Below are 15,574 nucleotides of genomic sequence, written 5' to 3'. Positions count from 1 at the left end.
GGGCCGACGCCTCCTTCGCGACCGCCGTGCTCCCGGCAACCGTGACGTACTGCACCGCCGCCGTCAAACAGGCTTTTCGGCTCCGCCTGCGCGTCTGCGCTGCAGTGGGCCGGTGCCGAGCGAGGTCATCGAAATATCACAAGCCTTTCCGACCTGATCGCAGGGGTGCGGTCGGGGGCTCCGAGCCCGACCGTTCCGGAGAGCGGAGCGCCCGGGCACCAAAGCATCGGTAAGCGCGGCCAAGATCGGGTAGGGTCTCGTGCCCATGACCGAACCCCGTTACGCGCTCCCCCGCTCGTTCCTTCCGATCCGCTCTGCCCACCTCGCCGGCAAGAAGGCTGCCGGCGTGAAGGAAATCCTTCGCGCCGGCGAAATCGTGATCACCACGGGCCGCCTCGTGGCCTGCGATCCCATGATGCAGCCCGAGCGGCCCCCGTTCGAGCGTGTTCTCGCGCCGGGGAAATACCCCGTTCACCTCTTCGTCGCAAAAGAGGGTTCGGTGATTGGATTCGCCGAGATCCGCGTGCGGAAGGCAGCCATCGACCATTTCGAGCTCGCGACGATCGCCGGACAGGATGCGGCGACGCTGGGCGAGGGGCGGTTTTTCGGTTATCCCGTCGACGCGGGGCTCGGCTGCTTCGCCGACGAGGCCGCCCTGCGTCACCTCCGCGATGCGGACGCCGTGCGACAGAAGGCGGAGGGGCCTTCGTATGGGAGTTATTACGACGTCGTGAGTCCCGAGCTCCGCGTGAATGGAGGCTGGTGGGCGGATCATCGGCCCCACGGGAGCACGGGCGAAAACGTGATGATCTTCCGCTCCGGAGACGGCGACGGGACGTATGCGACGTACTTCGGCATCGACGCGGCCGGCGAGGTGGCGTGTGTCGTCACGAGCTTCAATGTGTTCGCGGAGCCAATCTCCCCGGAGCGCAAGCTGCGGGACCTCACCGAAATCTTCGCGCCGTTCGTGGCCGCCATCGAGCGGGACATCGGCGCCTTCCTGCGGTCGAAAGGGTTTTCGGAGCCGAATACTGCCTACAAGGTGAAGTCGGACGGGGGCGAGCTCGATCTCACATACACGCGTGACGGGCTCTCCTTCCAGGTGCGCGCCACGGCGCTGTACCGGTCGGTGCTCGACGCCCATTTCCGCTGGACGCGCGGGCGCGCTACGCTCGACGTGGGCAACGAGCACCACAAGGCGGGCGTCAACCTGGGCCTGCCGAGCGCCCTCGCCGTCGGCGATGCAGCCTATACCTACGCCACGAAGATCGGAGCCTCGTACGCGGCGCACTGGGACGTGCTCGAGCCGGCGGTGCTGGGGTACCTGCCGATCAAGGTGCCCAAAGCAAGCAAGAAGTGACGCCGGCTTCACCAGGATTCATTGGCCCTCGGGCTCGGAGTCCCTGGGCAGCTTGGGGGCGACCTTGGGCAGGCGCTCGAACTCCTTGCGGGCAGCGTCCTCCCGGCCGATCGGAATTACCGAGACGCCCGTCGACGGGTGCTCCGCGAGGAATGCCCGGAGCCACGTGGGCAGCCGGCCGTAAGGCTCGAGATCGGCCGGGAGATCGTAGGTGCCCACCCATACGTGAAGCAGGCCGGCGCGGTGTAGACGAAGAAATCGTAGTCGACCACCAGGCTCCCCTCTCGATCGTAATGGAACACGGCCTCTGCCCCCTGGATCTCGTCGTCACCCGAGCCACACCCTCCCTGGCCGAGCGCTCTCTCGACCGTGCCCCGGTGTCGCTCGAGCGCCCCGCTCGGGATTGGGAAGGTGCGGCCCGCGGCCTGGTCGAGATCCACCACGGCCCGGTAGGCGCTCCCGATCGGACGGTCCCCGCATTCCGCGGAATCGTGCGCCCCGCCTCCTTTTTCACGTCGCGCGCGGGGGCGCAAACGGCGGCACCTCGAACTTGGGGAGCGGCAACGTCACTTCGGCGGGGAGACCTTCCTTCTTGCCGGTCTTGAGGAATTCATACACCGCCTGCTTCACAGCCGGTTCTCCGCGAAGCTGGTAGAACGGGCCGTCGTGGCCGGCGCGATGGACGAGGATCGCATGGCCGTTCGGAAAGTAAGCCTTGATGCCCAGGGTGTTTTCGACCGGCGTCGAGGTATCCCAATCGCCGTGCACGAACAAGACCGGGATCGGGCTCGTGACCGGCTCTCTCAGCGCGTCGCCCATGTCGCGGGTCGGCCAGTCGGGCGCGGAAGCGATGTTCGACTCGAAGTTCCATGTGCCGAGCATCTCGACGGCCGGATCGGTCCGCAGCTTTTGCTCGCGAGCGGCCGTGACGCCCAGACTGCTGTCGATCAAGGGCCCGATCAGCTTCGTCTTGCTCGCTTTTCGGTCTTCGATGACCTCGCGCGCCCAGGCCTCGTAGTGCCCGTGATAGAGCGACAAGATGAACGCGGGCCATTGCTCGCCCTCCTGCGTATGCGATTGCAGGGCGAGCTGAAGGTCTTCCGCCCCTAGAACCACCGTGCGCTTTCCGCCGGCATCGTCGTCGACCTGCACGCGCACCGGCTTCTCGGCAAAACGGAGGCGCAGGGCGCGCATGGCTTCCATCAGTCCGCCCGCGGGCAGATAAGGCGCAAGCCCAGGATCCCGATCAGCGTCTTGGGCGATACGCTGCAGCGCCGCGAGCACGTGCGAGGGCATGTCATAACCGTTGTTCAACGGTTCCACGCCCGACAGCACCGCGCGCGCGACGATCTCGGGATGGAGTCTCATCACCGCGAAACTCCACTGGGAGCCGAAGCTTCCACCGAACAGGCTGATCTTGTCGTACCCCAGCGCCCGGCGAAGGTCGTCCACATCCGCGGCGAGCTCACCGATGTCGTAGCCCGAAAGGTCCTTGTCGGGGTTCGCCGCAATGGCGGCCCTGGCCAATGCACGCATGGCCTCGGCTTCCACGCGCGCCGAACCGGGTTGATCCAAAGGCAAGGCATCGCTCATCGCTTCGAGCATTTCGCCGCGGCGCGTGTAACCGCGCTGCTCGATCACGACCAGGTCCCCCACGGCACCATAGGTTAGCCAGGACCGCAGCCGGCTCTTGGCAGCCGCGTCGTCGTCGGTGAATGCGCCGAGCACACTCAGACCGGGACCACCGGGCAACCAGAAGACGGGCGGCGCGCCGGTGGGATGAGGCGCCTTGATGCGGGCAAAGCCGACGCCTATCCGGCGGCTTTTGGCATTTCGCCTGTTCTCGGGCACGTACAAGGTGCCGAGCTCGTAAGGCACATCGGCGCCGGTCTCACTCTTGACGGTACCCCGCTCCACGACAATCTCAGGGGGCTTGGAGGAGCTGGCCGCGATTGCCGGCGCTGCGGCTGGCAATGACGAAGTCCGGTTCGTCGGGCTTGCGGAATGGCAGGCGGCTGTGAGGAGTACGGCGACGAGGAGAGATCGGACCATGAGGACACGCCCTACCACGCGTCCCGTGCGGGCGGCAACCCTCTCGACCATGCCCCCCAATGCCCTGCGAAAACCGCACGACCGTATCGGATTCGATACGTACGGGTTCTCTCGACGTACTCTGTCCGAGCATGGTACGAGGGTGACACAGAGGGCGGTGCTGGGAATGCGGTTGGTCGGGCGGTTACCGACGGAATGCGAGCCTGATTCCCCTGTTCAGTGCTGCCAGAAGAACTTGGCCTGGTGCTCGTCGAGGCAGCAGAAGAGATAGCCCTCGCTGGAGCCGCCGCCGGTCATGTGTTCTTCCTGAAGCTGGGCGACGAAGCGCATCTCCTTTCTGCACTTGTCGCACTTCGGCGTGTTCTCGAACTGGTACCAGCCCGGGTAGCCGCCGACCTTGTCGGCGACCTCGATGTCGTCGACGTTCTCGTTCTTCTCCGGGTCGGCCTCGAAGACTTCACGATAGGTGAGCTTGCGCGCGCGCATGGTCTTCGACGGCTCCGCTCCCTTCTTGCCCGACGGTGGCGTCGAGAGCGGCGCGCGCTCGAGCTCCGCGGCGGTGAGCAGCAGCGCGGCGTTACAGCCCTTGTCGGTCTCGGACGTGAGACAGGTTCCGCCCGAGGATTCGTTGTCGCAGACGAAGAGCGTGATCGCGGCGTGCTTCGTCAGCGGCAGGCGCTCGGGGTGCGCGTGCAGCGTCATCACGTGCGGCATGGGGTGATTGCAGCCGGCGCAGATGGGCCACGACTCCCGGGTCACGCCGGCGGGAATGCCGCCGAACATGTCGTCTTCGATGCGCTCGAACTTTCCCAGCTTGAAGCGATACGACATGCGACCCGGGACGAGCGCCGCCGCTTCTTTCTCGGGGGCGTGCTCGTAGCCCTTCTTCAACTTCTCGCGGACGGCTTTCTCGTACGCGCTCTTCGCCGCAGCGCGACTGTCGAGCGTGTATACCTTCTCGCTCGGCGTCGCGCCGCGCCGCCCCCAGCACGCGGTCCACGTCGCGCCCTCCCTCGACGAGGCGAACCAGAACTTTTCGCTGCCGTCCTCCTGCAGGCGCAACCATACCGCCGGCGGGATGGCTTCTTCTGTGAGTTGTTCTTTGCCTTTTGTCTTTGCGCCGTCCCTGGGCCGGGGCTTCGCTTCACTTTCGCTCGCCTTCGGCTGCGCGCTCTCCTTCGGGCGAACCGCATCGAGAGCGGCGCCGATCGCGACCTCGACGAGCGAGCCCCTCCCATACCCGACGAGCACGCGGCGCTCGTCGTCGTAGGCGTACGGTGCGTCGATCCCGGAGCGGGAGCCCCACGGAACGAGCGCTGCGTCGATGTCCCCCACGCAGTGCCACTCGCCCGCGCCGCGATAGACGTGCAGCCTGTCGGGGTCGTTGCAGCCGTAGGTCACGAGGAAGAGTTGCCCGGAGGCGTCGTCTCGAGCGATGAAGCGCGCACCGAGCCCCGGGGATTCGTCGAAATTCGACTTGAACGCGACCCACTTGTTGTTGCCGTCGAGCTCGTGGGTCTCGTCCAAATGGTCGGAGTAGGCGTCCTTCTTTCGCCCGCCGATCACGACCCACGTCGAACGGGACGGCTCGAACGCAATGCGCGTAAAGAGCGTCTTCGGGCCCGGGCCCCGCGTCGTTAGCTGCGTCCACGTCTTGCCGTCGAACAGCCAGGTGTCGGTGAGGAACTTCTTTCCGCCGTATGGATCGCCTCCGCCGACGACGAGGAGGCGCCCGGTCCCGTCCGATCCCATGCTGGAGTCGCATCGTTCGGTGAAGCCGGGAGGCGCCTTGCAGACGGAGGTCCAGCCCTTCGAGGTCAGGCGTTCGACCTCTCCCGTTCGACCGACCGCGACGCAGCCGGTTCGGTCGGCGCGAAATCCGAGGACCGCTTCTTCGGGATGGTCCGCCGTCTTGCGCAGCTCTTCGCCGACGACGGAGAACATCCCGTCGTAGCTCCAGAAGAGGACCGGGCCCGCCGTGCTGCCGCCGGTCATGGCAAGTACGGGCTGACCGGCCGGATGCACCTTCTGCCCATCGTAGCGGCCGAGCGTGTGTTGAATCGTCCCCCCGAGCTTCGGGGCATAGACGTAGCTCTCGTTGCGCTCGGGGATGTAGGCGATGGAGACGAGCCGCTCGAGCGGCTTCAGAGCCGATTCCTCGCCATCGACCCACTTCGTGTCGGTCAGCTCGGCCGACCTGTACCTCTTGTAGCTCGCCGTATACCCGCTCGACTCCTCGATGAGGACGAGCCCCTTCGTACGCGGGTGCGTGGTGGCCGCCTTGGAGTTCGAGAACGGCGCCTCCGGGAGCTCGCGCCAATTCTTGCCGTCCCAGCCGAATGCCTTGTTGTTGGCGCTATCGACCACGACCGCGAGCTTCTGGCGCTCGTCCCACGCCGCGAAGGTCTTCCAGGAGCCCGCGTCGGCCATCACCGCCCCCTTGTCCTGCCACTCTCCGTCGGAACCGAGCTCGCGCACCGAGAGACCCTCGCGCTCCATCTTCTCTTGACTGACGAAGTGCACGAGCACGCGGCGGGCGGGATCGAAGACGAAGCTGTCGTTGGCGGAAGCGCGGATCGTCTTCTTCTGCTTCACCTTGACGAACGTCTTTCCGTCGAAGGCGCCGAGCACGACCTCGTCGGAGGTGGAGACGAGCCAGACCGGCTGGCCCCGCGCGGTGTCGAAGTAGAACGCCCTGAGCGAGTCCGCGTCGAGATCGTCGGGGAGACCGAGCTGCTCGTCCGACAGGACGATGGCGCCGGTGCCGTCTTCGGAGACGCGCCATACGCGTCGTTCGACATCGCCGCTCGAGTTCTTGCCGAGGACGAGGAGCCAGAACGCCTTCTCTTCCGGGTGCCAGAAGAAGTGGAACGGGTCACTCGACGAGGAAGGGATGGGGGGGAGCGATACGCTGGACAGTGAAACGATCGGTAATTTGTTCATTGGGCCATTCCGAACCTCGCCGTCATTGCGTATTGCCGACGGGCCCCGCAGCAGGTTTGGGTGTAGGAAACGCTAGAATCCTCGCCCAAGTCAAGCACTCTCGTAGGACGCGCCGGGCGAGCCCTCGCCGTGCCCCCTTGCTCCGCCCGCGGTCCCCGCTCGCCTCGTGTAGGCGCGCCTCAGCCCTCCATCGGTGCAACAGGGAGGCAACGGCGGCGGCTCCGGGGACGGCGCGCTTACCTCCGATTCGGGAAGCTCGAGCCCTTCGGGATCATGTCCTCGACCCCGATCCCAAGACCCATGGCGATCCGCACGCATGTCGCGATCGTGACGTTGACGCGCCCATTCTCGATGCTGGATAGGGCGCCCTTCCCGACGCCACTCGTCTCGGCCAGGTTGGCCAGCGACATCTTTCGGTCGAGGCGCAGGTCCCGCATACGCGCGCCGAAGGCTGTGAGAAGCGGATGGGTCGTTTGTCGACGTGGCATGGCCGTCCCTCCATCGTGACGTGGGTTTCGTGAACCTTGGGCAATGACGTGACGAGCGACGCTACGGCTGTGCGAGCGCACGCAGCATGTCGCGTTCGCGCTGATTCGCAGAATCGGGGTGGTTCGCCGCGTCCGCTTCGAGCAAGGCTTGCGCCTTTCCCGGGGTCCCTTGCTGAAGCGCAGACTTCGCCGCGAGGAGAATGAGAAGGCCAGGATCCGGGCTCGGTCGCGTCCCCTTCGTCGCGCGCTCGCCCTGCTTCGGGGTCGGCCGCGGGGGGCTCGACCGCATCGAGACGTCGGCCGCCTTGGGGATGACATCGGCGGTCCCGGGCCTCTGGTGAAACCGCCGCGCCTCGACTCGGTGTGGTTCACGCTGTGCAACCGACATGTCGGCCTGCCCAAGTTCTCCCGCCGTCGCATCCAGGCTCGATGGGGTGAACGCGACCACCGCCGCCCCAGCGACGAGCCCGGAAACCAGCTTGGAAAACATGCTTTCGAGCGCGCGTCCCAATCCTCGGAGCGCCGATTGCAGCCAATCGCCAAACGGCAGGAACAGCGGCACCATCCCACGACGACGCTTCGGCTTGTCGAGGGATACCAGCGCCTCGCGAAACGCCTGCTCCCCGCGCTGGAACCACGAGCTCACGGTGTTCTTGCTGATCCCGGTTTCGCAAGCAAACTCGCTGAGCCGCATCCCGTACGCACATCGCGCGACGACGACCTCGGCGACGTGCGCGGGCACCTCCTTCAACGCGAGCTCGATCTGCTGGCGTGCCTCGATGACACTGCCGTGGTCGCGGCTGTCGGCCACGAGCTCCTCCGCGTCGGGATCGGGCCAGAGGATCTCCCGGGAGCGACGCGCGCGCCTCGTCCAGTAGGCCATGACCTGCCAGTCGACGAGCTCGAGCAGCCAGGCAACGACACGTTCTTCGCATTCGGGCGGCGGTCTAGGTTCGTCTTCTTTGCAGGCGACGAGCAACGCTTCGCCGACGACATCATCGATGTCGATATGCGGGATCCCCGCTTTTCGCGCACGGGCGCGCATTTTCTCGGTGTGCCGAGCAAGATCCTCGTGCTCCCTCCTGTGCGCGTCTACCAATTTGCCTCCACGGTCTGTCTTGACCACCCTGCCATCTGCTAAGGAACAGAAGCGACCCAAACGCGCGTGGTAAAACGACATGCCCCCCAAAAATTCCTCCGGCGGGCCCAGGACGGTGAAGCGGATCACGCAGGGAGGGGCTTTCCGAGGCGTTGTGCGTGGCCCCGGCTACGCCACTGCCCTCGTGGTCTTCTTCCTCGTCCTCGTGCCTCCTCGGGCCAAGGCCGACGAGCTACTCCATTACCAGGTCGAGTTCAGCGTCGACCCGAAGCTCCCGGCGTGCGACCGGGGACAGGAGTTTGCCGCCCTCCTGAATAACCAGTTTTCCAAGCCGATCCTCGAACCGCCCGCATCGCGCACGCTCCGCGTTCGTATGGGTCGCACGAAGGCCGGTGACCACGCCGTCGACATGCAGATCGAGGAGCTCGACGGGCGTGTGGTCGACACCGTGCACCGTGAATTCCCGGCGTCGACGTGCTGCTTCGAGGTGCTCTACAATGCGGCCCTCCTCGCCTCCGTCCACATCCTGCACGAGGGAAAGGCGGCTACCGTCGTCGAGCCACCGCCCCCTCCCGCCTCGTGCCCCGCGCCTCCGCCACCTTCGCAAGCTCCGCCCCCTCCTCCCGCAACCCCCGCAGCTCCGCCGCTGCCTGCTTCAGCCGGGCTTGCCGACGTGCCCCCGCGATTCGAGGTGAGCGCGGGTCCCATTCTCGCGACCGGCATGGCTCCCGAAATCGTCCCCGGCGTGCAGCTCGGCGCGGCGGTTCGGTTGCGGGGCTCGTGGTGGTTCGAGGGCGACGCACGCGTCACCCCGTGGTTCGAGACGAGGCCCCTCGGCCTCACGGCTTTCGAGGTGCTCACGGCCTCGGGTACCGCTGCTCTCTGTTATCGGCCCGGCCGATTTACCGTGTGCGGGCTCGTCATCGGGGGCGCGAGGTTGACCGAGGACGTGGATAGCGCGTATCCGCAACTCAACCGCACGGGGTTCGCGGGCGTTGGTGGGCGTGTGGGGATGCAGCAGCATCTTGGAGGACCGTTCAGCATCCGCGCGGATCTCGACGTCGCGGCGACGCTCCCCCGCTCCCAGATCAACACATCCAATCGTCCGGCCGTCTGGGAGACCCCATGGGCGACCGTGATCACGGGGGCGCGCCTCGTGACGTCCTTCAAGTAGCCGAAGCGTCCAGACAGCAGAACGTTCGCGCGTTCGAAAGGACGAGCTCTCCGACGGCCTGCCCGCCCTCGGGCGTGCACGTTCCCCGCTCGTACGTGAGGAGCGTGGCCGACTTGGCTGCGAGCCCAGCTCCCGGCGACAGGTCCATGCACAGCGTAGGATCTCCCGCGTGCACGATGTTGGAGCCCCGCAGCGTCACACAGGCGGAGTCATCGTGCAGCGCCACGAACGCGGTGCAACTCCCACCGCTCGGCGCACTGCACGTGCACGCGGTGCACTCCCGTTGATCGTTCACCTCTCCATAAAGGAGGTGCTTGATCGGCCAGCCCTCGGGGCAGGCTTCATCCCCTTCTCGCATGATGCACGTCTCGAAGCTCGGGGGCTTGGGCACGCACACCTTCTCCTCTTGCCCGCACGCGGGCCACGGGGCCCCCGTGCAGGCTCGACCAAAAGGGCCGAACGCATCTCCCGCCGTGAAGTGTGCCGGTCCTGGGATCGGATCGCCATTGCCGTGAGGGGTGCAGGGTTGCTCCTCGATCACGGGTGGGTCGATCGTGATTGCTCCCACGCAGGGGACACCGCCGCACGTCTTACCTTCCTGGATCGAGGTGTTCGCCGTGCAGGAGCCATCCCAGTTTGTCGGCGCGTCGAAATTTGTATTGACACCAAGATCAGAACATGACCCGGCACTCACGGTCCACGTCGTGGGGGGCGAGCACGTGCCGACGGGCCAATCACACGAGCATGTCTCGCACGCGATCGGATCGGGCTCGGGCCAGCCCTCAAAGACGAGCGTGGGTGCTGTTTCCGGGCAGGGCGGCGCCCCGAAGTCCGGGCCGTAGTAGAGGGCGATGGGGCCCTCCCAGCTTTGCGGGCTCTTGGGCGCGCACGTGCCCGGGGGGCAGAGCGAGGACATGCCGCCTTCGGCACCACCATCCGCGTCGCCGCCATCTGCGCCTCCATCGGTGCAACGGGGAGGCAACGGTGGCGGGCCATCACACGCGTTCGCGCAGTCCCACGGGATCGGCCTCGGCTTGACGTATCCCGGAAAATCCGGATCCGGGCACGCCTCGGGGATCGGGCAGGGACAGCAGCGCTCGGAGGTGCCAGGAGGGCAGTCCCCGTTAATATAGTAGTCGACCGTGCACGAGGGGAGCACGAGGAACATCGCGGCGGAAAGGGAGGCGGTTGCGAGGACGCTGAGAAGGAGGCGTCGGGGGGGCATGCGCGGGAGGATAGTTTGTCCGGGGGATGAGGGGCAAGGGGGTGAGACAAACCATGGGTGAACCTATGAGGAGTGTCCGCCTGACCTCTTGAAGACGCGGCCCCTTCGGCCGCCCTCCCTCGCCGCGCGCCGAGGGCTGTGAGAACCGATGGGTCATTGATGGGGCTCGAAGGACCGGTATCCTCGGCGCGGGAGGTCGCATGCGCGATCGTATCCTTGCCGCGTGCTCGCCGCTGGTCCTTCTCTTCCTGTGCGCGCCGTCGCTCGCCCGCGCGGAGATCCCCGTCTGTGTCAGGCTTCCGGGGCACCCGAAGATGGACCGGTTTGCCCTGTCGGGAAGCGCGACCGTCATCACGAAAGACTGGGCGGTCTTCACGGCCAAGACGAATGGCCTCACGGTCTTCGTCTACGACCCTTATGCGCCGCCAGAAAACGTGCGGTTCTTGCCGCCGCCGCACAACAAGTTGAAGTGTCCTGCGCCGCCGCCGCGTCCGAAGCCGGCACCGGCGAAGACTGCGCCCAAGGCTCCGGCCGAGGAGAGCAAGGCAGGGACGTCCGCGCCCGTCGAGGATGCGGAGTCGCAGAAGCCTCCGCCTCAGCAGGTCAAGGATATGCAGGGGGACGTCGTGCCGCCCGGCGTGAAGAAGATGCCGGAACGTCCGCCAGAGAAGCCGCAACCCGCGCCACAGGGCGTCCTCTCGAACGAGCCGCTCTTACCGACGACGTCCACCTTGCCGAAACGGGACGAGGTGCATCCGCCGAAGTGTGTGGACGAGGCGTGCACGCTGGTGGATCGGGGCGGCGCGTTGCCGGAGCGCGTGTTTCGACCCGGAGCGCCGGTCTCCAGTGTGGCGTCGTGCGAGCAGACGAAGGAGGGGTGCAAGGCGCGGAAGGAGAAGACGCGGGCCGGGGCCATCCTGGAGCAGGTCGTGATCGCGGGGGCGATCTTCAACCTGCAAATGAACGAGGATCTCTATCGGCCCGACGGAAAGGAATACGGGATCGTCGGCGGGATGAACGCCGACGGGCCAAACGACCCGAGGCTCCAGGCGGCGGCCGCGGCCGTGATGTTCTCGCCGGTGGCGATGGCGCTGGGCAACAAGTTCATGAAGGCGACGTCGGAGGCCTTGGAACGCGGGGAGAAGGTCGTCATCAAGAACGTGAGTGAGCTGTCGGAGGATGCGGCCAAGTACCTGGCGGAGGAGTTCGGAGAGGAGCTGACGAAGGCGCTCGCGCAGGCGGAGGTCATCGGGCCGTTCCGGGTGATGCGGCACTTCACGACGAAGCATGGTGGGGCGTGGCAAGCGCATCACATCTACGAGACCAAGAAGATGCTAGACATCGGCCTCGATGCCCTGGACGGGCCGTCCGTGATCCTCTCGGAGGAGGCGCACACGGTGGTGACGAACGAGCTAAGGAATTACACGCTACACATTCCAGGGAAAAACCGCCAGGCCCTATGGAAGGCATACGAGGAAGCGTACAAGAAGTCGCCTCACTGGTTGAAGGCGATCGCGCATTACTTCGAGAAGTAAGCGGACCAGGCGGGTGAAAGTGGCACGATGAAAACCAAGGTACGGGTAAAGTTTGACGGGAATGACGTTCCGAGACGCGAACAGACCGTCTTGGGCCCCGCGGGGTGTGGTCCGGATGTGGCCGAGGTCAGCGACAACAAGGTTCTGAAGCAAGTTTTCGTTTATGTTACGCTCGACATCGACGACCCTCGCCTCCTCACCCTGCAGAAGCTCCTGCTCGCCTACAAGGTCCAATGGTCGGAGGATCGTTGGGACGAGTACACGGACGAGGAGTACGAGGCCGCGCGCTTGATCGTCGTACAGGCGCTGTCGGAGAACCACATCGTCGGAGGTCCCCGCTTCTACACGGAGTACGATCTCTCGAACGCCTGCCCGGCGTGCGGCGCGGGGATGCGGCAGACCGGGACGTACTGGATCGATGGCGCGGGCCCACAAACCGTGAGGCTCGGCCAATTTCGCGCTGTATCCAGCTACAGCGAGATCCTCGTCGACCAGCCGCTCGCCGAGACGCTCGCGCGAGCCAACCTCTCGGGGCTCTCCCTCCGGAGCGTGTACGCGTACCAGCCGGACGAGGCGCCGATCGAGCTGATCTGGCGGCAGCTATGGGCGTCGCACACGCTCCCCCCGATGTCGCCGCGCTCGACCGGGATCGACTTCGACAGCGCATGCAAGTCCTGCAGGCGCGGCAAAATCGACTCGACGAGCCCCGAGCGTTTCGCCTACCGCGCAAAGGACGTCGAAGGAGCCCAGGACGTGAACCGGATGTGGGAGCATTTCGGGTACGTTCGGTGGAACGGCGACCTGAAGACGGCCGTCTTGTGGCAACCGTACTTCGTCGTCACCCCCAAGGTCTGGCGCATCTTCCGCGACGCGGGCGTGACCGGGTTCCAGTGGCTGCCCATCCGCGTCGTCGAAGACGAGTGACGGGGCGGCAGCGCAGGCAGCATCCTACATCGCTCCTCACATCCCCCTTGCCCCCGCCCCTCCCACCCCTGTAACCTCCCACCCCATGCGCCATATCTCTCTCATCGCTCTTTTCGTCGGATTGAACGATCTCCTCACGACTCGAAAAGCCGCTCTCGTCAGCTTCGCCTCCGGTGCCGCCAGCACCAAGCTCCTCACGGCCCGACGCGACGCCCTCGCCAAGCTCCCCTCCATTGCCGCGGGCCGACCCCTCGCCGACGACCTCAGCGCCGCCGACGCCCGCCATGATGCCCTCGGGTATTCCCTCTGGCACCTCCTCGAAGCCTACGACCGCCACCCCGACATCCCCGAGCACATTCGCGCGGCCGCTCGGAAAATCCGCGCCGCATTCATTCCCACCCTCGAAGACCTCGGGGCCAGTTATCCCGCCGAAGCCAAGGCGGCCATGGACCGAAAGCCCGCGCTCGTGGACCTGCAACCAGACCTCGCCCTGTTCCCCGTCGCCGGCGGCGGCACCCTTTACGATTGGGCTGACAGTTTCCTGAACGCCGGCGTCGCCATCGATTCCCTCCTCAGCGCCCGCGCCGACCTCGAAACGAAGACCCGCAAAGACGCGACCCGCCTCCGCGGGGAAGTCATCGGCCTCCTCAATCGCACCCGGAAAAACCTCGCCCTGGAGCTCCAGGAGGATCCGAGCCTGCCCAAAGACCTCGACGCACGTATCTTCGGTTACTTCGACCTCCTCGAAAAGAGCGCCGCCGACGCGGCGAAGAGCAAAGCCTCGCCCGAGATTCCTCCCCCGCCCTCCCCCGTCGAGGCGACGGCCGCCACCCCGTAGCTCCTCCGACCTGCTCCCCTCCCCCGCCGCCGGTCCCGGCGAGCTTCTCCGACCTGCCCGAACCACCAACCGCCGGCACCCGCGACAAGAGCCGATCATGTCCCCCGCGCCACCCCGCGCCTGTGCCGAGCTTCTCCGACCTGCTCGCGCACCCCTTCGCCGGCACGAGCGAGCTTCTCCGACCTGCTCGCGCACCCCTTCGCCGGCACGAGCGAGCTTCTCCGACCTGCTCGGAGGGGGTGGGCTCGGGTGTTGCGGGAAGGTCCGATCTGCTCGGAAGGGGGTCGTTCCGGGGGTTCGAGCAGGTCCGAGAAGCAGCCGAGGGGGACGGCGTGGCTCGGGCGGGCAGCTCCGATGAGCCTCGATCCCCCGCGCCTCGGTCCGCCGAGCAGGTCGAAGAAGCCATGCCCGCCCGCCGAAATGCCCCGGATCCAGCGCCGTTGACCTCCGCGCCGCCCGGCTCGTACCCTGGCCGCATGAAACACCTCTTCACGCTCGCTTGGGCCTCGATCCCCCTCTTCCTCCTCGCCGGCTGCGGGGACGGCGGCGAGGGGCCGGAGCCCGGTCCCATCCCCGTCGCGCCAACGGAAAACCTCGATCGCGACATCCTCTCGACTGCACTCGCCCTCGACGTCACGGCGATGACCGGCGAAGCCACGATCGATCTCGCGCCCGCGGGAAAGCCGGGCGCCTCGTTCGAGGTGGCCGGGCTCGTCATTCAGAGCGTCGAAGACGCGAGCGGGCAGCTCGAATACGCGGTCCAGGATGGAAGGCTCGACGTGGGCGTGAAAGAGAGCGCGGAGAACACCACGCTCCAGATCAAGTACGCATTCACCACGCAGAAGAACTTCGATGGGTATCTCGCCGAGGAGCTCACGTTCCTGTGGCCGCGCTTCTGCGGAAACCTCTTTCCGTGCAAATCCGTGCCCTCGGAGGGCGTGAAATTCGAGATGACGCTCTCGGGCGTGCCGATGGGCAAAGACGCCGTCTTCCCCGCCGAGATCCCGGCCGACGCGCCGACCTACATGCCGGCCTTCGCCCTCGGCGAATACACGCACGTCGCGCTCGGAACGACCACGGCGGGCACGAAGGTGAGCGTCTACCATCTGCCCGGCGAGGAAGCAGCCGCGACCGAAGGAACGAAGGATCTGGCGGCCGTGTTCGATTGGCTCGAAAAGACCTACGGAGCCTACTCGTTCGGCGGCGAGGTCGGGTCGGTCTCAGCGAAATGGGGGCCGGGCGCATACGGGGGCATGGAGCATCACCCGTACTGGCACGTGGGAAGCGACTCGATGAACGATCCGGTCACGCACGCACACGAGGCGGCGCACGGCTGGTTCGGCAACGGCGTGCGTATCGCATGCTGGGAGGATTTCGTGCTCTCCGAGGGCACAGTCTCGTATCTCGCGGCCCGCGGGCTCGAAGCCGTCGGGGGCACGGCCGTGGGCGAAGCGATCTGGAGCGATTACCAGACCCAGCTCGACGCGGTGATCATGGAGCAGGACACGGTCCTCATGCTGGACACGTGCAATACGATCGACCTCATCACGCACCCCTTGTGGTCGACCGTCACCTACATGAAGGGCGCGTTCTTCTACCGGGCCGTGGAAGCCCAGGTCGGCCGGGACAAGCTCGACGCGGCGCTCGCGAAGTTTTACGGGACGTTCAAGAACCGCGCGGCCCGGATGCAGGACATGATCGATACGATCGAGGCCGAGACGGGCGCGGACATCTCTGTCCACGTGAATGGCTGGCTGAAGGGCCTCGGAAAGCCCTAAGGGCGCTGAGCATGGGTCTCTTCTTGGGGTCGCCTCGCCGGGGCGCTGCCCCGGGCCCCGCGGGGGCTGTTCGCCCCTCGACCCGAACCAGGGCAAGCCCTGGACCGGTGGTGGAAGAACTGCGCTCCGCGCAGTTCTTCCAACGGGCCGGTTGAACC

General features: G+C 66.3%; 12 protein-coding genes. 6 read left to right on the top strand and 6 right to left on the bottom strand.

Going from position 1 to position 15,574, the window contains the following annotated elements:
• Positions 1-265: 265 nt before the first annotated feature.
• Entirely contained in the window at positions 266-1,360 is a 1,095-nt protein-coding gene (locus tag KEG38_RS30330; protein ID WP_272423404.1) for a DUF4241 domain-containing protein, read from the top strand.
• Positions 1,361-1,378: 18 nt separating this feature from the next.
• Here KEG38_RS30330 and KEG38_RS30325 read toward each other — a convergent pair whose 3' ends face one another.
• The 5 genes from KEG38_RS30325 to KEG38_RS30305 form a co-directional block, all read right to left on the bottom strand.
• A complete protein-coding gene (locus KEG38_RS30325) occupies positions 1,379-1,579 on the bottom strand; it encodes a hypothetical protein (protein ID WP_272423403.1) in 201 nt (66 codons plus the stop codon).
• A 291-nt stretch (positions 1,580-1,870) separates the two neighbouring features.
• Positions 1,871-3,412, bottom strand: coding sequence for an alpha/beta hydrolase (locus tag KEG38_RS30320; RefSeq protein ID WP_272423402.1), 1,542 nt, complete (start codon positions 3,410-3,412; stop codon positions 1,871-1,873).
• Positions 3,413-3,628: 216 nt separating this feature from the next.
• Positions 3,629-6,355, bottom strand: a complete 2,727-nt coding sequence (locus KEG38_RS30315) for a WGR domain-containing protein (RefSeq protein WP_272423401.1) — start codon at positions 6,353-6,355, stop codon at positions 3,629-3,631.
• Between the two features lie 236 nt (positions 6,356-6,591).
• A complete protein-coding gene (locus tag KEG38_RS30310; protein ID WP_272423400.1) occupies positions 6,592-6,843 on the bottom strand; it encodes a helix-turn-helix domain-containing protein in 252 nt (83 codons plus the stop codon).
• 61 nt (positions 6,844-6,904) lie between these two features.
• Positions 6,905-7,888, bottom strand: coding sequence for a sigma-70 family RNA polymerase sigma factor (locus tag KEG38_RS30305; protein WP_272423399.1), 984 nt, complete (start codon positions 7,886-7,888; stop codon positions 6,905-6,907).
• A 238-nt stretch (positions 7,889-8,126) separates the two neighbouring features.
• On the opposite strand from KEG38_RS30305, the gene KEG38_RS30300 reads away from it, so the two are divergent.
• Positions 8,127-9,116 (top strand): hypothetical protein, encoded by a 990-nt coding sequence (locus KEG38_RS30300; RefSeq protein WP_272423398.1) that lies wholly within the window; start codon positions 8,127-8,129, stop codon positions 9,114-9,116.
• On the opposite strand, the gene KEG38_RS30295 is transcribed toward KEG38_RS30300, so the two are convergent.
• A complete protein-coding gene (locus KEG38_RS30295; RefSeq protein ID WP_272423397.1) occupies positions 9,109-9,507 on the bottom strand; it encodes a hypothetical protein in 399 nt (132 codons plus the stop codon). The two genes, KEG38_RS30300 and KEG38_RS30295, sit on opposite strands and share 8 nt — an antisense overlap.
• A 1,034-nt stretch (positions 9,508-10,541) precedes the next feature.
• Here KEG38_RS30295 and KEG38_RS30290 point away from each other — a divergent pair.
• The 4 genes from KEG38_RS30290 to KEG38_RS30275 all read left to right on the top strand — a co-directional run bounded on the left by KEG38_RS30290 (position 10,542) and on the right by KEG38_RS30275 (position 15,416).
• Positions 10,542-11,876 carry a hypothetical protein gene (locus KEG38_RS30290; protein ID WP_272423396.1) on the top strand — a complete coding sequence of 445 codons (1,335 nt, stop codon included), beginning with the start codon at positions 10,542-10,544 and terminating at the stop codon, positions 11,874-11,876.
• 117 nt (positions 11,877-11,993) lie between these two features.
• On the top strand, positions 11,994-12,800 hold the full coding sequence (locus KEG38_RS30285) for a hypothetical protein (RefSeq protein ID WP_272423395.1): 807 nt from the start codon (positions 11,994-11,996) through the stop codon (positions 12,798-12,800).
• A gap of 85 nt (positions 12,801-12,885) precedes the next feature.
• A complete protein-coding gene (locus KEG38_RS30280) occupies positions 12,886-13,638 on the top strand; it encodes a hypothetical protein (protein WP_272423394.1) in 753 nt (250 codons plus the stop codon).
• Positions 13,639-14,114: 476 nt separating this feature from the next.
• Entirely contained in the window at positions 14,115-15,416 is a 1,302-nt protein-coding gene (locus KEG38_RS30275) for a M1 family metallopeptidase (RefSeq protein ID WP_272423392.1), read from the top strand.
• Positions 15,417-15,574: the final 158 nt, after the last annotated feature.

Origin of the sequence: Polyangium jinanense (genome assembly GCF_028435265.1) — a bacterium.
Taxonomy (GTDB): Bacteria; Myxococcota_A; Polyangia; order Polyangiales; family Polyangiaceae; genus Polyangium; species Polyangium jinanense.
The sequence above is the reverse complement of the archived record's forward strand: the minus strand, read 5'-3'. Positions and strand labels throughout refer to the sequence as shown.

What these genes read in the sequence shown, in the direction of transcription:
- KEG38_RS30310 (WP_272423400.1), bottom strand. Translation starts at nt 6,843, where the DNA reads ATGCCACGTCGACAAACGACCCATCCGCTTCTCACAGCCTTCGGCGCG.
- KEG38_RS30280 (WP_272423394.1), top strand. Translation starts at nt 12,886, where the DNA reads ATGCGCCATATCTCTCTCATCGCTCTTTTCGTCGGATTGAACGATCTC.
- KEG38_RS30305 (WP_272423399.1), bottom strand. Translation starts at nt 7,888, where the DNA reads ATGCGCGCCCGTGCGCGAAAAGCGGGGATCCCGCATATCGACATCGAT.
- KEG38_RS30275 (WP_272423392.1), top strand. Translation starts at nt 14,115, where the DNA reads ATGAAACACCTCTTCACGCTCGCTTGGGCCTCGATCCCCCTCTTCCTC.
- KEG38_RS30290 (WP_272423396.1), top strand. Translation starts at nt 10,542, where the DNA reads ATGCGCGATCGTATCCTTGCCGCGTGCTCGCCGCTGGTCCTTCTCTTC.
- KEG38_RS30320 (WP_272423402.1), bottom strand. Translation starts at nt 3,412, where the DNA reads ATGGTCCGATCTCTCCTCGTCGCCGTACTCCTCACAGCCGCCTGCCAT.
- KEG38_RS30315 (WP_272423401.1), bottom strand. Translation starts at nt 6,355, where the DNA reads ATGAACAAATTACCGATCGTTTCACTGTCCAGCGTATCGCTCCCCCCC.
- KEG38_RS30330 (WP_272423404.1), top strand. Translation starts at nt 266, where the DNA reads ATGACCGAACCCCGTTACGCGCTCCCCCGCTCGTTCCTTCCGATCCGC.